A 20949-nucleotide genomic window follows, 5' to 3' on the forward strand; every position below is an offset into this window, starting at 1 on the left:
CCCACCGCGGCTCTAGAAACTGGCTGTCGAAGCGGCAGAAGTCACCGTCGGTTCGGGACGCAGCGAAAATGTCGGGGCAGCGTTCCGCAGCGTTTCGACAGGTTCGCAGGAAAGCGGGAGGGGTTGCCGCAGATACTTTTTCCAGTGCTCGAGCCAGTCAAAAGCGCTCTCAATCGCCGCCACGAGGGCGGACGCATCCGGCCATGGTTTGACCACCAGACGATGTACGCCGTGCAGTCTGGCCAGCCCGGCCGCGGTCAGTCGCGCGGGATGCTCGCTATCCACCAGGGCAATCACGGGAACGCCAGCGTCATGCCGCGACAGTTCCTCCATGAATTTGGCAGCCTCGGGCTCTTCGACCTGGTCGATGACAAGCACGCACTCGCAGCGCCAGCTCGGAACTGAATCCTGGCAACGGCCCGCAGGCAGCGAGAATTGTTGCACTCGATACGACGGCTCAGGAAAGGAGCGCAGCAGCGCATTCCAAGTTTCCTGATCGCGACCGATGTACTGTATGATTCTAGTGGCAGCGTCAAGACGCATCGCCGTGGAACTCCAGGGGGGCAGAACTGGACCACCAAGGTGGCGTATAACTAATAGCTCAGTTTGGTGTTAGGAACACCTAGGAAATACCGGGGCACAAGGACTCATGCCCCTTGACAGCGCCGCGAAAACGGCGGTCTATGCCCACGAATAACGCGGGCCGCGACGACGTGATTCGCTTAGCGGCCAAGCAAACCCGCTTCCGATCATTTTGTACCGACAAGATGCATTATTATCAATTGTGCGGTCTGGCTCATGGCCCACACCCTCCCTTCGGGGACGCCCCAACCCCTCCGAATTCCGCTGGCGTTCGTTAGCGGGTACAACGCCAACCATCTCGACCCTCCTATCTTAGATTCGCCATGAGCCAGCAAATCGCCTTGTTCGCCGGGAGCTTCAACCCGCCCGGAGCGCATCACCGTCGGATCGCCGCACGGCTGGCGGAAACATTCGACGAGGTCGTCGTGATTCCCTCGGGACCGCGCGCCGGCGAGCCCGTGGCGAACGACGTGCTGCCGATCTACCTGGCAGCGATGGCGGACGTCAATTTTCGCCACCTGGATCGGGTGCGCGTCGAGCTGTCGGATCTGGAAGCCGGACAGTTCACGCCGCTGTATCGCCTCGCCGAACAATTCGCTCCAGCGGCGGAGGCCTGGATTGTCGTGGGCGCCAACCTGATTGCGGGCGGCGCGGCGGGCCAATCAGTCATTCAGAATTCCTGGGAACACGGCGACCAGCTTTGGCGCGACGGCAGATTCGTGGTCGTCGCCGGTGGCGAACAGCCACTTTCGCCAGCCGATCTCCCGCCGCACCATCGCGTCATCAACGCCGAAGAAATCCGCTCGAGCACCGCCGTCCGTAGCCATTTGTTCAACAGCCGCCCCGTGGCGGATCTCTTGCTGCCCGAAGTGGCGGACTACATTGCCCGACATGGGCTTTACCGCGGCGTCCCGCCCACGCGACGCTCGCGATTGCATGTGCAAGGCACGCGGCTCAAGGTCGTCAGCGATCCGCGCAATGAAGAAGCCCAGCGCATCGCGCAGAGCTTTCCGGATTCCCACGACGATCCGGAATTAATTGTCGTCATTGGCGGGGACGGTACGATGCTGCGGGCGATCCGCGAGCACTGGCGGCTGCGCGTGCCTTTCTATGGCATCAACGCGGGGCACTTGGGATTCCTGCTCAACGACGTGCCCGCCGCCTCGCTGGCGGACGAAGAGTTCCTGTTGGAGCATGTCCCTTTGCTGCGCGTCGAGATGGAAATGAAGGATGGTACTCGGGAATCCGCGTTGGCCTTCAACGACGTCTGGGTCGAACGTGCGACAGGTCAAACCGCCTGGATTGAAGTGCGCGTGAACGGCGAACAGCGCTTGGCGCGCCTCGTGGCCGACGGTGCGCTCGTGGCCACAGCCGCCGGCAGCACTTCGTACGCCCGTGCGATGGGCGCCACGCCGCTGCCGCTCGGCACATCGGCTCTGCTACTGGTGGGCTCGAACGTGTTGTCGCCGGACGGTTGGCGGCCCGTGGTGTTGCCGCTGGAATCGGTGATCGAACTGCGCTCCGTCGATCCGGAAAAACGCCCGCTCCACGGCTTCGTCGACGGCTACGCCCACGGTCTGGTGCGCTGGATGAGCGCCCGCATGAGCAACATCGCCGCCGCGGAACTGGCGTTCTCACCAGGCCACGATCCGGTGGCGAAACTGAGCAAGATTCAATTCCCGGCACGTTAACCCACTTTGAACCGCGCAGGCGCGGAGACGCGGAGGGAAGCTGACGGGAATGACGAATGACGGCGCGCATTGCCGGGCAGCGTCGTAGGGCGGGCCGCGTAAGCGTTAAGTCACTGCGTCTTGAATGGCGAAGCACTCACACAAAGCCGTGCCGACAGCGATCGGCAAGGCCCGCCACTGTTGAACGGCGGGCCTTACGTTTGCGAATTGCCAACCGCTCAATTCGATCCATGCTTTGCGATCAATGCGCCGAACGTGATGCGCGGCCCGCCCTACGCCAACCATTCGTCATTCAGTCATTCGGATTTCGTCATTTGCCGCCTACCGCCTCAGGTTCAGCAATTCGTCCAGCAACTGCTGGGCGGCGGTGATTACGCGGGTGTTGCCGCGGTATTGGGTGGAAGCCAAGATCAGGTCGATCAAGTTGGCGCCGATGTCGGTGTTGGAGAGTTCCACGGCGCCGGCGACGATGCTGCCGATGCCTTGCCCCCCGGGGTCGCCTTCGATCGCCAGGCCGGAGTTCACTCCGGACGCGAAGAGGTTCTCGCCTTTTTGCTCCAAGCCGGCGGGGTTCGAGAACCGGGCCAGGCGAATCTGGCCCAGGTCGCGCGTGACGCCGTTCGAGAACACGCCGCGAATCGTACCGTCTTCGCCGATGATGAAGCTGCTCAGCGTACCGGCCGCGGAACCGTCCTGCCGCGAGGCTGCCAGCGTGCTATTCTCTTGGGCCAGGCCGGACAACTGACTAAAGTCCAAGTCGAACTCCAACGGCGAAACGCTGGAAACACTGCTGCGCGCGATCGAAACCGTTTCTTCACTGACGGAGATCACTTTGCCTTCGCCGTCAAAGGAAATCAATCCAGTGCCGACGCCGATCTGCGCGCCGCTTTGGGGATCGTTGTCGCCGGAGTCGGCGAACCAGCGATACGTCGTACTGGTGGAGTCGCGGCTTTCCAGCACGGAGGTCACGCGCACATTGAGCGGGATGCCCAACGAATCGTAGACGCGGAAGTCGGCCACCGCGCTCTGACCCAGCGCGTCCTGAATCTTGCCGAACGGTAGATTCACGTTGGTCGTGCCCGTCGACGTGGTAAATTGCAAGCCGGACAGGCCGACGTCGATGGCGTTATCTACGCCGTTGTTGCCGACCATGCGGATGCGGCCATCGGCCGTGACGCTGCCGCCCGCGGCGCCGAAGTTCGCGTCGCCGGGAATCGGGTTCACGGGATCAAACGAGGCGTCCTGAACGCCCATCGCCTGTTCCATAAAGTTGATCAGGTCAAGCACCGTCGTCGCGCCGGTGACTTCGAAATCCTTGGTCGCCAACTCGCGTCCGCCCTTCGAACCGGTGAACGACAAAGTTCCGGTTTGAAAGGTATTTGCGTACGTCGATCCGTTGCGGCCCAAGACGTTCACCAGCAGCGTATTGGCGCTGATTTTGGGTCCGTCGAGGTCGATTTCCGGCAACGCGGCGAGCGTCACGTCACTCATGTAGTCGGTATAAGAAGCGACGGTGCCGCTCAACGGAATGGTCGTCACGCGATGGAACTCGGTGGAGTCCGTCGCCAGGTTGCGGTAGATGCGGCGATGCGTCCAGTTGCCGCTGGTGTCGTTGGGAATGTCGTCCAACTGAATGCGCCCGCCGACGACGTTGAAGGGCGCCACCAGCGGCGCGGGCCGGCTCTCGCGACCGCTGAATTGATCGAAGAACGTCACGTAGTAGCTGTAGTTGCCGGTCAGCGTATCGGTGTTGTGCAACGTCGCGTTCGCGGCCGCCGGTGTGATCGAGCCGTCGTCCGTGAACGTGGTGACGGCGGAACCGACTTCCGACAGATACTGAAATGTCGTACCGCCGTCCGTCGAACGGTAAATCCGCTTGAAGTCAAAACGGCTGTTGGGATCGTTCGGAATGCCCGTGAGGTCCACCGCGTCGTTGGCCCCGGCCAGCGTGATCGAGACGTTGGACGACTCCAAGCTTTCCGTGCCGAGATTGGCGATCGTGTCGTCGGCAAACACGACACGATAGATGTACGTGCCGTTGGCCAATGTTCCCGTCGTGTTCGGCGCCGCGGCAGTCGTGCCGGTGGGAATCGCGGCCGCATTCGTCGTCGTGGCGGCAGCCGGCGCCGTGAACTGCGCGTCGCCGAGAATGCCGGTTTGAATGACCTGGGATTGCGTGGCGATATCGCCGGTCGGCGTCAGCGCGCCTTCGAAGAAGACGTGCTGCGTGGCTTGCGCGACGGCCGAAGCCCCGAGCGGAATCGTCAGCGGCTGCAGTGACGTTTCCAGAATCTGAAAATTGTCGTCGACGCCGAAGCCCAGCAAGCGATTGCCGTTAATATTAACCAGCTCGTTCTGCGAGTTGGTCTTAAAGATGCCGTTCCGGCTATACAGGGTTTCGCCCTGCGTGCCTTGCACCATGAAAAAGCCGTCGCCCTGGATCGCCAGATCGGACGGATTGGCGCTGATTTCGATCGTGCCCTGCGTGAAGTCGGGCGTGATTTCCGCGACTTGCACGCCGAGGCCGACTTGGCGCGGATTGGTACCGCCGTTCGTCGAGGTCGGCGAAGAACCGAGGCCCTGCGTCTGCAAGAACTGCGTCGCAAAGATCGCCGTCGAGGCCTTGAAGCCCACGGTGTTCGAGTTGGCGACGTTGTTACCCACCACGTCGATCGTGGTTTCGGCCGCGGTCAGACCAGTCAGCGCGGTACTTAGTGCGGATGCCAGACCCATGACGGGGTTCCTTCGCGATCAGGTAGATGCAAACAGAGGGTTGCGGGGCTATTCGGAACTTCTACTTACGGCAAGATCTCGCCGACGTTCTTCAGCGACACGGTCTTCGCGCCAACGTGCAACGCCGGTACGCCGTCCGTGACTGTGACGCGGTCGACTTTGCCGGTCACCTTTTTCGCGTCGATGTCGAGACCCGTGATCGTTTTTCCGATCATGCTGCTGGCGCTCGAAAGATTCTGGCCCATCAGCACGGCGTCGAGCGTCGTGGTCAATCGACTCGACGCGTCGATCTGACGAATCTGGCCGATCTGCTCGATCATTTGCGCATTGTCCATCGGATTCATCGGATCCTGATTCTGCAGTTCGGCGATCATCAGATCGAGAAACTGCGAGGTGTTCAGGTCCTCCAGCGCATTGCTAGCCCCGGCGCCAGTGGGATTCCGCTTGGTGGAATTGATCGTGTCGATCATGTTTCGGTTCTCGTTTAGGCCAGCACGTTGAGCCGTCCGGGGGTCGAACGCATCGCCGGCGGCTTGGGTTCGTGGCTTCCGGTTGGTTGGGACGCAGCGCGTTCATTTCTAACTTGCCTGGTCGCCGCACGTTCGCGCGACGACTCAGCGTCCGCGAAAGATTGACGTCCTCCGCCGGAGCTGTCCGGCTGCTGCATCAAATCGACATCGAACCGCTCGATCTTGATTTCCTGTGCCGTTAAACGTTCGCGCAGCGCCGGTAAGTTATCCAGAATGGCTGCCTTCGCAGCGGGCGTCTCCGCTTCCAGCTTTGCCGAGAGCGCCCCGTCTCGCATGACGAGTTCGATCTTGAGCACGCCCAACTCCGGAGGCGTGAGTCGCAGGCGCAGCGGCGCGCCGCGATCTTGCGCCGTTTGCAGCGCCTTGGCGACGCGCTGCACCAATCGCACGCGGTCGACCTCGAGTTGTTGATCATTGCGCGTGCGCGCGGTCGTCGTCGCCTGCTTCGCGCTGTCGAGCAGCGATTTACCATTTTCGCGCGCGGCGCCGGTCGATCCGATCGCAGGCGTCGCAGCGTGACGGTCGCCCGTCGACGCAGTTGCCTGCATCGACTTCGCATCCACCGCAGGTGTCGCACTGACGGGTTGCGCGGCGGAAACCAGCGGCGCGACATTCGTTTGCGATTGAACTGCCGGAGTAGCAGTCGCCGTAACAGGTTGCGCGACCACGGGCGCCGGACTCGTTGTTGAGTCCGCGGTGCGACTTTCAGCATTACTCGAGGTCGCGACGCGGCTCTCGCGCGAACGGCGCGTCTCGGCGACAGGCGTCGACTCGCGCGGCTTCGTGGCGGCCGTGGCAGCGACTGCCGCCGCAGAGCTCGATTGAACCGCGGCAGCCGGCTCCGGCGACTTTTCCGTCGTTTTCACGGGTGCGGACGAGACGTCCGAATTCTTGTTGGCTGACGGACCCTTTTGCGTTGCCTCGGCGGGAATGGCACGTTTGTCTAAAATCTGTCGTTCGCTTTGTGCTGGATTGTTCGCGGTAGTCGTCGTTTCGACATTTCCCTTCGGGCGTCGCGATGATGCGGTCGCAGGCGAAGTTGTTGCTTCCGGGCTTTGTGTCACAGCCGTCGTGCCGAGCTGCGGCGCCACCACTTTCGCGTCCTGCTTGACGGTCGGCTTCGCGGCCTCGACCGCTTTTTCCACTCGCTCTTGTTGCGGCGTTTGACGGCGACCTGGAGTCGCCGTGTCGGCCTCTGCCACTTTGACGTTCGCCTTGGCTTCTTTCGTTGACGTCTCGGCGGCGCCCTTCTTGACTCGCGGCGCCGGCGGCACGGCTTCGGCTGGATTCACCGCCGGTCGCGGCGGCGCGCCGTCCTTGGCAACTGCGTTCACGATTTTCAATTTTGCTTCGCTCGACTTCTGGTCGTGCGCGGCCTTCGTCGCGGCTTCAATGTTCGTCCCAACCGATTCTCGCGCCAATTTGGGTGGGCGTTCGACCGTTCGCTGCGATGCTGGCTTGGCGCTACTAGCATGCGCGCTCGCGGCGACGGGAGCATGCTCCGTCCACTGCGCTGGCTTCGTTGTCTCCTGCGCGTGGACGGCGGGGACAGCGCGGACTGGCGGCTCCGGGCGACTCGGCGCGGCCGCATAGTTCACGGCGTCCTGGCGCTCCGCGCGACGCTCGTCGTCGGCCGAGCTTTGGTCGTCGAGCGAAGTCTCGCGCTGGGGAGCTTCCTGAAGCACTGCGTCAACGAATGGCTCGGACGCAGTTGGAGCAGACTGGGGCGCGGCTTGTTGCGCAGGCTGCGCGGCGCTGGCAAGTATTTGATCGAAGGCGGCCGTGATGTCGGTCGCCGGATGACGCGTTGCCCGGGTGGTTCGCACAGCGGAGGCAGCTCGCGATGTTTGCGGCGCTTCGACCTGCGACTCGACCATGGGACGACCTGTTCGTTTACTGCGAGCCCTCCGCGGGTTGCGTGAGGTCTTGCTGAGTCTGGTCGATCTCGGCGACGAGCGGTTGGCCGTCGCGAATCGCCTTGATGATCTCAGCTACGACCTGGGGCTCTTTGCCTGATTTGAACTCGGCGAAGATCTTCGCTTGTCTGTTGGGCGCCATGCCCGCGACGATCCTGACCACTTTATCGACATCCCCGCCTTCGTACATTCGCAGGATTTGGTCTTTCGCTTGCAATGGCTTCATCGTTTCCAATAATGCGCGCACGCTCTCCTGTCCGGCGGCCAATGCGCCTTCGCGATCTTCGAGCAACTTTGCCTCGAACGCCGCTCGCACGCGATCAAACGCCAATCGATTCTGCTCCAACTGCGTTTGCGCATCGCGCATGCGCAATCGCTCCGCGGCGAGCGATTGCTCGCGCATTTCGATCTGCCGCAACTTCAACACGCGGGCTTGTTCGATTTGTTCCCACGACGGCTGTTCGCGATCGGTCGACGCGGCGTCGCCTGTCGTCGCGGCGGCGACTGTGCGAGGTTCGATGCCGTACAACACGGCCAGCACTTTCGCGATTCGTTGTCGTGTTAAGGTTCCGTTGGACCACAGCAAGGCGATGCCGGCGCCCTGCGTGAGCAACGTTGCGATGCACACGCAGGCCAACACCAAGCCGAGTTTTTTCATGCGGGCCACTCCCGCGTCGCGGCGCGCTGGCCGGCGACGTCATCCAGGAATTTGATCTCGCGACGCGCTTCCTCCATCACAAAACGCTCCAATTGCTTCTCGCGCAACTGCTCCAACACGCGGACGTCGCGATCGGCGGCGACCAGCAATTCGCGGCGGCGCTCCACTTCGGCCGTCACCCGCTTGGCCTGTTCGCCGAGCATCGCCAATTCCGCGCGCAATATCGCTTGGTAGCGCTGTCCCTGAATCATCCGCTCCACGTTAATTTCGCCGATGGCGCGCTCTTTGGCCAACTCGCCGCCGAGCGTCACAATCTGCACGCGCTTCTCGGCCATCTGCTCCGCCAACACTTCTTCCGCCCGCATCGCCTCGGCCAGCGCAGCCCGCCGCTCGTCGCGAGCATTTTCGCGAAGATGCAGCACCGGCGTTAGTCGAAAGCGAAAGGTTGGCATGGGGAGAAAAGTAGGTGGAGTAGGTGAAGTAGTTAGTACGTGAAGTAGCTAGTAGGAGGAGCCGGTGAAGGACATCTATCTTCGCACTAACACCACTTCACCTACTTACTACTCCACCTACTTCACCTACTTTCTGAACAATCTGTTGTTTCAGCGCCAAGAGCGCCGTCCGCGCGGTTTCCACGTTGGCTGGTTCCTCGAAGCGTTGTTTCAGAAATTGCAGAATCGGATCCCGCAGATCGATTGCCGCGTCGACAGTGCGGTTCGCGCCGCGACGGTAGGCGCCGATCGAAATCAGGTCTTCGTGATCGCGATATGCGGCCAACAATTCGCGGACCGAGTTCGACGCGTCGAGTTGCGGGCGCGGCGAAATCTCGCTCGCCAAACGACTGATGCTTTCGAGCACGTCGATGGCCGGGTAATGCCCTTTTCCAGCCAACGCGCGCGAGAGCCAGGTATGCCCGTCGAGCAGCCCGCGCACGCAATCGGCGATCGGTTCGTTGTGATCGTCGCCTTCGACCAGCACGCTGTAAAATCCGGTGATGCTGCCGAGCGGACTGCGCCCAGCGCGTTCGACCAGTCGAGGCAACAGGGCAAACACGCTGGGAGGATAGCCGCGCGTGGTCGGCGGTTCGCCGGTGGCGAGCCCGATTTCTCGCTGCGCGAGTGCAAAGCGCGTCAGGGAATCCATCACCAGCAGCACGTCTTTACGCTGGTCGCGAAAGTATTCGGCGATCGCCGTGGCGAACATGGCCGCGCGAACGCGGACCAACGCAGGTTCGTCGCTCGTAGCCACTACGACCACGCTCCGAGCAAGGCCTTGCGGCCCCAGATCGCGCTCGATGAATTCACGCACTTCGCGGCCGCGCTCGCCGATCAAGGCGATCACGTTGACATCGGCCGACGTATATTTGGCCATCATGCCCAGGAGCACGCTCTTGCCGACGCCGGAACCGGCGAAGATGCCCATCCGCTGTCCCTTGCCGCAGGTGAGCATGCCATCGATTGCGCGAATACCCGTCGTGAGCGGCGCATCGATCTTAGGGCGGTCCATCGGGCGTGGCGGCTTGCGTTCCAGCGGCACGCGTTCGTTCATGATGGGTTGAGCGCCGCCGTCGATGGCTTGCCCGCGCGCGTTCATCACGCGGCCTAGTAACTCATCTCCCACGCGGACCCAACGCGCCGTGCGTCGCAATCGCACGCGATTGCCATGCCGTACGCCAGCGAGATCATCAAGCGGGTACAACAATGTGAGATGGTCTTTGAAGCCCACGACTTCGGCGTCCAACGGCGGCCCGGCCTGTCGTTCGATTTCCGCCAGCGCGCCGACCGGCGCAGGAAAGCCTGCCACGGCGACAGCCATGCCCACGGTATGCACAACGCTGCCCTCAAGGTGCGTCGGCATGATGTCGGCGAGTTGTGAGGCGTAGGTTGTGGACATGGGGAGAAAAGTCAGAACTCGGAACGCGGAAGCGAAAACCTAACGCCGTAACTTCGTCCAACTACTTCACCTACTTACTACTCCACCTACTTCCGCCTCTCTACTTCTCACACAACTCCTGCTCAATGCGTGCGAGTTGTGCTTCGAACGTCTGATCGATCAGGCCAAACTCCGTTTCGACGCGGCAACCGCCGGGCGGGAGCGCGGCGTCAGGCGTGATTTCCACACTGCCGAGTCCGCCACCGGCGCCGATGAGTTGCTGGATCTGCGTGGCGAGACCCGCATGATCCTTGTCGTTGAGCCGCAATCGCACGCGCGATTGCCCGGCGGCCAGGTCGAGGGCTTCGCGCACAAGTTTGAGCGTGACCTTGGGATCGCGTTCCGCTTCGCGACGCAAGATGCGGCCGGCGATGGCGCAGGCCAGCGACACCGCGCGGCCTTCCCAATGGGCCAGCCAGTTCTGCCGCGCCGCGGTGATGTCCTTCGCCGCTTGCGCAAGCGCCGACATCGCCGGTTGCAATTGCGCGGCCAGGCGTTGATCGACTTGCTTCTCGGCCGCGGCCGTGGCGGCTTTTTGACCTTCTTGTTGTGCCTTCACTTTCAACGCCGCGGCTTCTTTCACGGCGTCGGAGACAATCTGCTTGGCCTGTTCGCGGACCCTGGCTAAGTACGCGTCGGCCTGTTGCGAGATATCGTCGTAGTTGAACGCCACGCCCGGCACGGCGTCGTTGCGTTCGCTGGCTTTGATCACCGAGCCCATCGCACAGTTCCTTCCTTCAGGCGGCGGCCAAGGCCGCGGTGGATGGAACGGATGACTTCGCGACCAATTGCTCTGCGCGGGCGGCTAGTTGCGCTTGTGCGGCTTCGATATCGGACAAGCGCGTCGGATGCAGTTGCGACGTCGCGCGGCGATAGAACTTCGCGTCGTCTGGATGCATTGCCGCGGTCAACCGCTGAAAGAAGCCTGGCGACGCGCCGGCCAACGCCAGCACGCTAATTTCCGGCGGCGTGGCCAACACGGCTTCCGTCGCGCGCCGCGCATCCCAACGCTCGAACTCATGCCAGGCCAGCGGCGAACGTTGTTCAATTTGCGGCGCGGGCGTTTCTTGAATCGGCAACGTGGCGACAGGTTCAGTGTCCAGAGCGGCGCGCCACGTGTCTGCCAATCGCGGTCCCGCGGCGTCGAGGATGCGGGCCACGATTTGCAGTCCAGCGCTGCGACGTTCGCGATTGCGCTCGTCGCGTTCGATGCGAATGCGCAGGGCGTTTTCGACTTCGAGCAGAATTTCCGGCGCGGCCTCGTCGAGGTCCGATAAACGGCACAGCACTTCGGCTCGCAACGGCTCAGGAAGCGCCGCCGCCGTGCGCGCCGATTGATCCGCGGACAGATACGACAGCACGAGCGCGACCGTCTGCGGCCGTTCGTCGCGCAGAAACGTGGCCAGGCGATCGCTGCCGGCCTGGAGCAGAAACTCAAACGGGCGTCGCGTCGCGAAGGGATTGCTCGGCGCCAGGGTTTCAGATCGACTGGCCGACTCCGAACCGCGCGCGATGTGTTCGGCGAGCCCGCCCGCCAGTTCGACGCCGTTGTCTTGTCGGGCGTTCTTGGCGACGGGCCGATTGCCGCCGCGCAGGACGAACTCCTGAATCACCTCGTCCCGCTCGTCGCCATCGACTTCCTCCAATCGCACCATCGCCTCGCGCACCTGCCGCGCCTGCTCGTCGGACATGCCGTCCAACAACGCGTCGGCCTGCGCGCGATCCAAGCACGAAACAAGAATTGCGGCCTTACGGATGGCGGGAGAATGCATGGTCGTGAAAAAAGTGTCGTGACAGGTTTAACCGCGGAGGCGCTGAGACGCTGAGGGGGAAGAATTAGAATTCGTCGTTTCTCGATCTCTCTCTCTTCTCTCGCGTCTCTGCGGTTCAAAACGAAACTAACTGGCGTTGCCGATCCAGGCTCTAAGCACGTTGGCCGCGGCGTCGGGGTCTTCGCGGACGATTTCGGATAGTTCTTCGCGCAGCGACGGGCCGCCCGCGCCGCGCCGCTTGAGTCGAGGTCCGGCTGCCGCTGCTTTCGCGCCTGGCTCCGCCGGAGCGCCGTGTTCGTCGGTGGTTTCCGGCGCGATGGCTAAGCCCGGTGCGCCGGCGGCACTTGAGGTTGATGCGTCGGCGACGGGAATGCCGCGCGTCAGGCCGCGCAAAGTCATCAGCCCGAACGCGGCCAACATGAACAACGCTACCGTGCTCCACGATTGCGACAGCCAGCCAAGCCCCGCGTCGAAGAAACTCGTTGTGGGCGCTGCTTCCGCCGGCAGTGCGGCAAACCGGCTCACCGTCACCAGGTCGGCGGCAACCCGGCCATCCGCGGGCGTCGGCAACAGCGCGGCCACGGTCGTCTTGATATTGGCGGTTTCGCTGGCGATGATCGGGTCGAGATCGGCCTGCGTCGGCGGCGTCGCGGTCTGACCTTCCGGCACCGGATTCCTCGCCCGCCACACCGCGACGAAATGGTCGTCCGGCACGCTGACCGCGACGCTCACTTGTTCCGGGATGAAGCCGGAAGTCTCCGTCGTCGTTTCCGTGAACGGTATGGCGTTCTGCACTTCCGAGCGGCTGGTGTTGTCGGTCGTGGCGGCCTGTCGCGAAGCTGCGACCGTCACGGCGTTTTGACCATTCGGCACGGGACTGTTTGCTTCAAAACCCGGTTGCCCGCCGGGGCCGCCGGTGTTGCTGGTCGATTCGGAGGTTTGCTCCGACGTGGTGAGCACCGTGGTGTTGGCTTTGTCGACCTTCATCGATTTCGACGCACTGCGCGCATCCTTCGAGACAGTCGCCTCAGTGCTGACGACTACGCCGCGCACGAAGGACAGCGCATCGAGCGCACGTTCGCGATAACTTTGTTCGTGAATGCGTTTCGCGTTGAACCATTCATTGCCACCGCCGCCAGTAGTTTCGGAGCCAATGGCGGCGATGGTTTGCATCGTCTTGGCATTCAGCACGCTCACGTTCTTAAGTTCGATGCCACATGCGCCAGAGACCAGTTGTCGAAACGCCATGGCGTGGTCGGCGGTGATTTCATTCGTGCCGCGCGGCCAGGCAGAAACGGCGGCAGTACGACGCGGCGACCGATTCATGCCGCGCGCCTTGTCTTCATGAAGGTCGACCGTGGCTCGGTCAATACCATCCATCGCGCTGATGATCTTCGCCAGCCGCGTGGCTTGCACGATGGCGCGCTCCGCGTCCCAGCGTCGGTCCGACGTAAACATGTTGTCGTTCTTCAGCATCTCGCCGAACTCGTTTCCAAATTCCTGCGGCAGCGCATTCCCCTTGGCCATCGCGGCCAGGTAAACGTCCTGTTGTCCGCGCGGGATGCGAATCCGCATTCCCTCGGTGTCCCAGTTGTTCAGGCCGGCCTCGCCAAAGGCCATCTGAATCGCCTGCGTTTCCATGTCGGTAAACGACTTCCCGCCCAGCAGGTACGTGTCCGGCCCAGAAAACCCGGAATTGAACATGTAAGCCACGCTGATGACGACGACAGCGAGCAGCAAGCCCGCGGTAATCCGCGCACCCTGCGTCATCGAGCGAAACAAGTCCGTCAATTGTGCGAAGGCTTTGTTCACAGGCGTTGGTTACTCTCTAATCGCGGTTCAAAATGCGTTAGACCCGGATGTTCTGCACTTCCTGATACGCCGCCACGAGTTTGTTGCGGACCTGCATCATCATTTTGAAGGCGATGTCGGCCTTTTGGACCGCCGTGAGCACTTCCGCTGGGTTGACGTCGTCGCCGGTCATCAGGCCTTCGACCGCCTGATGCGCGTCCTGCTGCATCGTGTTCACTTTGTCGAACGACTCGACCAGCATGTTCTTGAACGACGCGCCTTCACTCGCCGCCCCCTTCATCGAAGGCGGCGCCGGAGGCAACGGCATCTGTGTCGAGAGCGAACCGATGTTGTTCATAGGGCATCATGCGGGAACGTGTAGCGAAATCGAATCATTCGACATTCGCCATTCATGGAGCGTTAAAGTAACAACATGTCATGCGAGGATCCTCAGCGTCTGCTGCGCCAACTCCTTGCTCACTTCAATCACGCCGACGTTCGCTTCATACGAGCGGCTCGCTTCCAAGGCGTTGACGAACTCGGACATCATGTTGATGTTGGGATATTGCACGTAGCCCTTCGCATTGGCGTCGGGATGAAACGGCTCGTATTTCGACAACGGCGGCATGTTCGATGTTTCCACCGAGCTGACCTTCACGCCGGCTGCGCCGAGGGTGTCGCCGACCGCTTCGTCAGTCTGGAAGACCACGAACCGCGGCTGAAAGGCTTCCGGCTCGCCGAGCTCGTTGCGCGTGGTCGAGATGTTCGCCAGGTTATTCGACACGGCCGTCATCCGCAGACGTTGCGCGGCCAGGCCCGAGGCGGCGATATCCAGCGCTGGAAACATGTGAGGCTCCTTCCAATGTCTGCTTTCGCTCCGCGAAAGCCTGTCCTTTCGCGGAGCGAAAGGAGACTATGTATTGTCTCCTGCTACACCCGCTCGCTGATGGCGGTGTTGAGTAACCGGAATTGGCTGTTCATGATCGACAGGGCCATGTTGTGTTGGACCTGGTTCTTGGCGATTTCGGTGACCTGACCTTCGATGCCGACGTTCACGCCGTCATGCCGGAGAATGCTCTCCAGGTTCCGGCCGGTCGCGGCCAGCGGATCAATGCCCTCTGGATGCGCGCCGCGCAGACCCTGCGAGCGCCGCAGCGCGTCGCGTTCCTGCAGCGCCTCCTTCAACTTGGCTTGAAACATTTCCGGAGAAAGATCTCGTGTTCGATAGCCGGGCGTGTCGATATTGGCGATGTTTCCGGCCAGCACGTTATGGCGAGCCTGGGAAAAGTTGACCACTTGCTCCAACAAGGGAACCGAGGTCGCTTGAAACAAGTCCGGCATCATGTTCGATCTCACTTTGAAAGAACGACTCGCTGCGCTCAGGCAACTCGCGTGCCAATCTGTTCGTACGACTCAACACAACGCTGCAACACGCTGCATGCACACGCGTTGCATTGCGCGCTCGGCCAATCTTTCGCGCGACGCTAACGGCAGTCGCTGCGCTTGACCGGCAAAAACTGCGCGTTGCATTCGGCGGTTCTTGCCGATGTGTTCGGGGCGCTTCGCTCTGGATGTGTCCTGTTTAGGCGGATCGGGCTTTGGCGCGTGGGGCGTAGCCGTATTGGCGTAGCTTGCCACTCAAGGTTCGGAGGCCGATGCCCAGGGCCTCGGCCGATTTCGCGCGGTGGCCGTCGAAACGCTCCAAGGTCGCTTCGATCAGCCGTTGTTCCATTTGTTCGAGGCTTAGCCCGGTGGGCAGACTCGCTTCGGGGGAAAGCTGTTGCCGCGGCGCGTCCGAATCGATCAGCCAGGGTCGCAACTCATCGGCGGTGACTGGCAGGCCGAGGTTCAATACCGTGGCTCGCGTGGCGACGTTTTCCAACTCGCGCACGTTGCCCGGCCAGTGATGATTCACCAGCAGGTCGAGCGCGCCGGCTTGCAGCAGGCACGGCTCTTTATGTTGCCGTGCGGCCGCCAGTCCCAAGAAATGTTCCAGCAACAGCGGCACATCTTCTCGTCGCGCGCGTAAGGGCGGAATCTCCAGCGGCACGACCGCCAGGCGGTAGTACAAGTCGCTGCGGAAGCGCTCCTGATGAACCATGCCCGGTAAGTCGCGGTTCGAGGTTGCCAATACACGGACATCGACCGAAATCGTCCGGCTCGAACCAACCCGCTCGAATTGCCGCTCTTGCAACACGCGGAGCAGCTTGGCCTGGAGGACTGGCTCGATTTCCGAAATTTCATCCAGCAGAATCGTGCCACGATCAGCCAGTTCGAAGCGTCCGCTGCGCGCGGCGTCGGCGCCGGTGAACGCGCCGCGTTCGTGTCCGAACAGTTCGCTTTCCATTAGGTGGGCCGAGAGCACCGGGCAATTCAAGCTCACCAGCGGCGCCGCGGCGCGGCGACTGGCGGCGTGAACCGCGCGGGCGACCAGTTCCTTGCCCGTGCCGCTTTCCCCGGTGATCAGCACGGTTTCGTCGGTCGGCGCCACTTGCGCGATCCGTGCTCGCAGCGCTTGCATGGCCGGACTCGCGCCGATCATCGCCACGGCGCCGCTCGTCGACGCCGGTTGATGCAACGGGCGGCCTTGATCGATTAAACGACCTCGTCCCAAAGCGCGCCCAACCAGGTTTTCCAATTGATGTGAGTCGAACGGCTTTTCCAGGTAGTCCAGCGCACCGTGCTTCATCGCTTCGACGGCCGAAGCTACCGAGGCGTGCGCGGTGATCATCAGCACTTGCGCTCCATAGCGGCGGCGCTCCAACTCGCGGATGAACTCCAGGCCGTCCATGCCCGGCATCTGCAAGTCGGTGATGATGACGTCAAAGCTTTCCTCGCCGATCAGCTTGAGCGCTTCCACGGCGCTCGACACGCCTTGCACGCGATGTCCGGCGATGCGGAGCGCATCGGCGACCGATTCTCGCGCCTGCCGATGATCATCAACGACCAATACGCGCCCGTGCGCGGCGCTTTTCGGCATCGGCGGTTGTAATGTGAGCGTTTTCATGCGGCCGCCTCCATGCGGCGATGGGGGATTCGCAGCGTCAATGCCGCGCCCCCTTCGGGACAATTGCCAATGCTCAACTCGCCGCCGTGTGCTTCCGCCATCCGCTGCACGATCGCCAACCCCAGCCCGGTCCCGGAGCTTTTCGTGGTGTAAAACGGTTCGCAGGCCCTGCGAAGCGCCTGTTCCTCGAAGCCCGGTCCGCTATCGGCGATCTCCAAATCGCAGCCGAACGGGCCGTCAACCCCTGTCACCACGAGCTCTCCGCCGTCAGGCATCGCGTCGAGCGCATTGAGCACGACATTCAGTACGGCGCGGCGGAGCATATCGTGGTCGGCCCGGACCGCCAACCCCGATGGCACGTCGATGTCGAGGCGAATCTCCTGGGCATCCAATTGCGGGGCCAGGGCGTCGAGCACGTCGTCGACGAGATTGCGCAAATTAACACGCTGATAGCGCGGATCGCGTTCGGCCGTGAAACTGAGTAAGTCATGTACCGTGGCGTCCAACGCCCGTACGCCGGAATCGACCTTCTCCAGAATGTCCACGCTGCCCCGATCTTCACTCAAACGTCGCCGCAGCAAACTCAGATAGAGGGCGACCGGCACCAGGTTGTTGCGTACTTCATGGGCCACATGCGAAGCCATCTGCCCCAAGTCGGCGAGCCGGTTCTTGCGCGCCAATTCGCGATTCTTGATTTCCAGTTCGTCGGTCAGCCGCACCACCTGCGTGCGCAGCGCCGAATGGGTCTGTTCCAAGCGGACTGTGGCGTCGTGCCAGGCGGCCAGCACGGCTTCCAACGAGGGATCGGGCGTCGAGGGCAAGGTTCGTTCCGCGGCAGGCTCGGAGATCACGGGATCCTCAACTTTCCGACGCGAGGTCGAGTTGCGAGACGGTCGAATGCGGCGCCGACTGATAGGCGGAATGCGCTTGATGGGCGAAGTGCGCACCGGCCAAACGTTCAGCGGCTTCGTCGCGCCGGCGCTGGAGTTGCCCTTCGCCTTCCTTCTCTTGCGCGACGATTTCCGCCAACAGTGATTTGGATTCTTCAATTTGCAGGCGGCAGCGGTCGCGCAGCTCGGTCGAGCGCCATTGCCGTTCTTCGGCCGATTGCGGGCGATAGGGATCGAGGTCGCGCTCGACGCGCTCCAACTCCATCATCACGCGCTGCTTGGCGGCCAATACGCGCAGCAATTGCGTCATCTCACCGCTCGCGATCAACGCCGACTGCTGCGCGCCCAAATCGCGCATTAACGTCAAATAGCGATGCCGCCGCTCAATCAGCTCGGCCAACCGCTCAGATTGTTGAAAAGCATCGAGCATGGAGATGAAACCAGAAACCCACAGTCGCAAAAGAAGTCGTCGCTCTCCAAACTACTCCACCTACTAACTACTCCACCTACTCCACCTACTTCCTCAAAGATTCCTACTCAGCCAATCCAATTTCTCCGTCCACTCCGCACGCGAATGATTTGTCGTGGCGGCGAAATCGGCGTCGGCCGCGATTCTCGCCAGCGCCACTTTGGCTTGCTCCAACGTGCCCCGGGCGTCCGCGGCGCGATTCAATCGGCGCAGGCATTCCGCCGCTTGCACGTAGGCGTCCAGGGCCTCCGGCGCATACTGGTACCGATTCGTGGCGTCCGCGTAGGCCTGGACCGCTTCTTCATAGCGGGCCAACTGTTGCAGCATCGCCCCGCGACCGAAATAGCAATTCCGCAACGTCGACTGGTCAATGGGCGGCAAAAGCTCTCGATCGCTCCGCTGTTCGAGCAGTCCGCGGACCCGCTCGTAATTGCCAAGCGCCGTGAGGGCCAGCGTGTCGACTTCGCGCAATCGGGCGGTGCGCTCGCTGGGGACGCTCGCGGCCAAAGCGGCGGTGCGCAGCTCGTCGGTGCGCTGGCGACCGCATTCCGCCAGCAAGTAATAGGCGTCGATCGACTGGGGCGCCGTCGGCCAACGCCGGACCGCCTCGCTTAACGGCGTCAGCGCTTCCGCCGGACGCTGTTCGCGATAGAGCAAGGCGCCGAGCGCGAACAGGGAATCGCGCCATTCGTTACTTTCGGGGGCCAGTTGTCCGCCTTCCAGATTAGCCCGCAGCATTTCCTCGGCATGCGGGCCGTCACCGAGTTCGGAATAGATCCGACTGGCCAGCAACCGCGCGGCATAAACGCCTGGGTTGCGCGGATAGGAGCGAATCATTTCGGTCACGCTCTCGAGCGCATCGCTCAGGCGGCCGTCGGCCAGCAGGGCGCTGGCCAGGCCGAAGAGCGCTTCCGCGCGACGTCGCGGCGTGTTGAATTCGATGTACTTGCGGTATTGCTCGGCGGCGCTCGCGTAGTCGCGGCCGACAGCGAACGACTCCGCGCTATTCCAGATGTCTTCCGGATATTTGCGATTGGAAAAGTGCAGCGCCGCCAACTCTCGGAACGCCACGCCGGCCTGGCGCAGATGCCGCCTTCCTTCTTGAGCCAGGGGCTCCCCCTCTTTGAGCGCGTGTTGTTCGGCCTCGGTCAACAGGGCCCGGCCCCACTGCTGATAGAGCGAGGCCTTCAATTCCCAGGTCGTCTCGTCGCCGAGCGCCGGAGCGCCGGCGTTGAGCAGTTGAATGGCCGAGGTGTAGTCCGCTTTCCCCAGATAGTCCTCGTAGTTCCGCCGCACCCGGTCTTTGGGCGCCAGATCCGGCAAGTGCGGATGGTCGATCTCAGTCGAAGGCGGCAACTGCTTGATGACGGACGCCATCAAGCCGATGGCCTCTTCATGACGTCCTTGCGTACGCAACAAGTCGGCCTCTTCCAGGCCGGCGAAGAGGGCCTCGTACGATGAGGAGAACTGCCGGCGCAGGCGCGAGAACTGCGCGATGGCTTCCTCGGTTTTTCCCAATTCCGCCAGGCAGGCCCCGCTGAAATACATGCTCAACCGCCGCCAGGCCATCGCGGCGCGATCCTGTCCCGTGACTTGCCGGAGCGCTTCGAGCGCCTGTTCATAGAGCTTCGTCCGCGGACTGTCGGCTTCCACATCCGGAGCAGGTGCTGCCGGCGCCGGCAGCAAACGCGCCTCGGCCATCGCCGCTCGACCGACCAGCAAATGAGAGGCGGGCACGATTTCCTGTGCCGGATCGAAGCTGCCCAGCGTCTTGCGGCAACCGGCCAGATCCCCCTGGCCCAACTGTTGGCGAGCCAACTCGATCATGCCCCATTGGCGTTCAACATCGGTCAACGTACTGTCGGCGAGATATCCGTCGAGCACTTGCCGAGCCTTCGCGAAATCGGGGCGCGGGTCCACCGACCAGGCCTCCGAGAGATTCAATAGCACTGCCTTCGGCGGCGCGCCGGCATCCAAGGCCTCGGTCAATACATCGCGCGCGGCGGCGAATTGGCCCGTTCGGGCCAGCACGCGCCCCAGCAGATAGAGCCCTTGCGCCGTGCGTCCTTCCGGAAAGCCGCGTTCCCGTGCTGTTTGCAGCAACTGGGCGATTCGCACATCATCGACGAGAGAGCCTTCGGCTTGCGCCTGTTCCCGCTCATACAGTTCCACGGTGGCCATGACGAAGGGCACGCCGCCAAAGGTGTCGAAGTCGACCGTTTCATCCGCGGCGACGACTTCGACGATCCGTTTGGCTTCTGCCCAATCACTCTTATCGAGGGCCAGGAGCGCGTCTTGAATGTTTTCTGGCGGCGGCGGGGGCGCGGCCTCTTCGGTCAGCATCCACCAGGCAAAGCCATTGCCGCTGACCAGGATGACCACCAGCGCGACGATGGCCACCAGCTTGTGGCTCTTGGCCCAGGCCAGACTCTTCGGGATTACTTTCAACAGGCCGCCGAACACGGCGCCAATGCGCGCCAACTTCCCCAAGATCCCCGTCACCGCCTTGAGGGGCGCCAACAAGCGCGCGAACCGGCCGGCTTTCGGATCGGAATCCGAGGCGACGGTCGCATGGCCTTCTGGCTTTGACGCCACGTGAGCATCCATTCTCAAGGCGCGCGTCATCCATAACGCGCAGGCGCAGGCGGGAATAACGCCAGCGCGAACTTGTACCCCAAATTCCCGCGCAGGGTCAATGCGGCTTGAGAAACTGCCTAAAGTCCCAACCAAAAACCATGACAACTGCAGTGATCAACTATTCGCCGTCGGACGACTGCTGCATTACGTGCTTCCATGTGCGGGCACTGAGCCAGCATAGGAGCAGCAGCAGGGTTGTGACGATGGCGCCACACCACAGGCTAAATGCGACCTGCTGGTAGTGCGTTAACTCCAGGTCATTCCGCTGGAAGGATCGAAATCGGGCCCCTGCAATCGTAAAGACGCATGCCGCAATTCCAACCCCGATGAATATTCGCTCG

Annotated in this window: 19 protein-coding genes; 1 reads left to right on the top strand and 18 read right to left on the bottom strand. The window is 62.4% G+C overall.

Features of this window, described 5'->3' with window-relative positions; genetic code table 11:
* Positions 1–12: 12 nt before the first annotated feature.
* Entirely contained in the window at positions 13–378 is a 366-nt protein-coding gene (locus SGJ19_19430) for a hypothetical protein (protein MDZ4782423.1), read from the bottom strand.
* Positions 379–905: 527 nt separating this feature from the next.
* On the opposite strand from SGJ19_19430, the gene SGJ19_19435 reads away from it, so the two are divergent.
* Entirely contained in the window at positions 906–2273 is a 1368-nt protein-coding gene (locus SGJ19_19435; GenBank protein MDZ4782424.1) for an NAD(+)/NADH kinase, read from the top strand.
* Positions 2274–2594: 321 nt separating this feature from the next.
* Here SGJ19_19435 and SGJ19_19440 read toward each other — a convergent pair whose 3' ends face one another.
* From SGJ19_19440 to SGJ19_19520, 17 genes are all read right to left on the bottom strand, one after another.
* Complete coding sequence (locus SGJ19_19440; protein MDZ4782425.1) at positions 2595–5006, bottom strand: flagellar hook-basal body complex protein; 2412 nt, start codon at positions 5004–5006, stop codon at positions 2595–2597.
* Between the two features lie 65 nt (positions 5007–5071).
* Positions 5072–5476, bottom strand: a complete 405-nt coding sequence (locus SGJ19_19445; GenBank protein MDZ4782426.1) for a flagellar hook capping FlgD N-terminal domain-containing protein — start codon at positions 5474–5476, stop codon at positions 5072–5074.
* A 14-nt stretch (positions 5477–5490) separates the two neighbouring features.
* The gene (locus tag SGJ19_19450; GenBank protein MDZ4782427.1) at positions 5491–7413 is read right to left on the bottom strand and encodes a flagellar hook-length control protein FliK; all 1923 of its coding nucleotides are present in this window, start codon (positions 7411–7413) and stop codon (positions 5491–5493) included.
* A 16-nt stretch (positions 7414–7429) separates the two neighbouring features.
* Positions 7430–8110, bottom strand: a complete 681-nt coding sequence (locus SGJ19_19455) for a hypothetical protein (GenBank protein MDZ4782428.1) — start codon at positions 8108–8110, stop codon at positions 7430–7432.
* Positions 8107–8562, bottom strand: coding sequence for a flagellar export protein FliJ (gene fliJ / locus SGJ19_19460; GenBank protein MDZ4782429.1), 456 nt, complete (start codon positions 8560–8562; stop codon positions 8107–8109). The genes SGJ19_19455 and fliJ overlap by 4 nt, the downstream gene beginning before the upstream one ends.
* Positions 8563–8659: 97 nt before the next feature.
* Positions 8660–10003, bottom strand: a complete 1344-nt coding sequence (locus SGJ19_19465; protein MDZ4782430.1) for a FliI/YscN family ATPase — start codon at positions 10001–10003, stop codon at positions 8660–8662.
* A gap of 100 nt (positions 10004–10103) precedes the next feature.
* Positions 10104–10763: a FliH/SctL family protein gene (locus SGJ19_19470; GenBank protein MDZ4782431.1), complete on the bottom strand. Its 660-nt coding sequence runs from the start codon at positions 10761–10763 to the stop codon at positions 10104–10106.
* A gap of 16 nt (positions 10764–10779) precedes the next feature.
* On the bottom strand, positions 10780–11814 hold the full coding sequence (locus SGJ19_19475) for a FliG C-terminal domain-containing protein (GenBank protein ID MDZ4782432.1): 1035 nt from the start codon (positions 11812–11814) through the stop codon (positions 10780–10782).
* A gap of 126 nt (positions 11815–11940) precedes the next feature.
* Complete coding sequence (locus SGJ19_19480; GenBank protein ID MDZ4782433.1) at positions 11941–13626, bottom strand: hypothetical protein; 1686 nt, start codon at positions 13624–13626, stop codon at positions 11941–11943.
* A 37-nt stretch (positions 13627–13663) separates the two neighbouring features.
* Complete coding sequence (fliE, locus tag SGJ19_19485) at positions 13664–13963, bottom strand: flagellar hook-basal body complex protein FliE (protein MDZ4782434.1); 300 nt, start codon at positions 13961–13963, stop codon at positions 13664–13666.
* Positions 13964–14041: 78 nt separating this feature from the next.
* A complete protein-coding gene (flgC, locus tag SGJ19_19490) occupies positions 14042–14452 on the bottom strand; it encodes a flagellar basal body rod protein FlgC (GenBank protein ID MDZ4782435.1) in 411 nt (136 codons plus the stop codon).
* Between the two features lie 83 nt (positions 14453–14535).
* Entirely contained in the window at positions 14536–14949 is a 414-nt protein-coding gene (gene flgB / locus SGJ19_19495) for a flagellar basal body rod protein FlgB (protein ID MDZ4782436.1), read from the bottom strand.
* Between the two features lie 238 nt (positions 14950–15187).
* Complete coding sequence (locus SGJ19_19500; protein ID MDZ4782437.1) at positions 15188–16612, bottom strand: sigma-54 dependent transcriptional regulator; 1425 nt, start codon at positions 16610–16612, stop codon at positions 15188–15190.
* Positions 16609–17433 carry an ATP-binding protein gene (locus SGJ19_19505; protein MDZ4782438.1) on the bottom strand — a complete coding sequence of 275 codons (825 nt, stop codon included), beginning with the start codon at positions 17431–17433 and terminating at the stop codon, positions 16609–16611. The genes SGJ19_19500 and SGJ19_19505 overlap by 4 nt, the downstream gene beginning before the upstream one ends.
* A 37-nt stretch (positions 17434–17470) precedes the next feature.
* Positions 17471–17932 carry a hypothetical protein gene (locus SGJ19_19510; GenBank protein MDZ4782439.1) on the bottom strand — a complete coding sequence of 154 codons (462 nt, stop codon included), beginning with the start codon at positions 17930–17932 and terminating at the stop codon, positions 17471–17473.
* A gap of 93 nt (positions 17933–18025) precedes the next feature.
* On the bottom strand, positions 18026–20566 hold the full coding sequence (locus SGJ19_19515; GenBank protein ID MDZ4782440.1) for a tetratricopeptide repeat protein: 2541 nt from the start codon (positions 20564–20566) through the stop codon (positions 18026–18028).
* Positions 20567–20726: 160 nt separating this feature from the next.
* The coding region (locus tag SGJ19_19520) for a hypothetical protein (GenBank protein MDZ4782441.1) at positions 20727–20949 on the bottom strand (223 nt) is incomplete at its 5' end.

It is taken from the genome of Planctomycetia bacterium (assembly GCA_034440135.1).
Lineage (GTDB): Bacteria > Planctomycetota > Planctomycetia > Pirellulales > JALHLM01 > JALHLM01.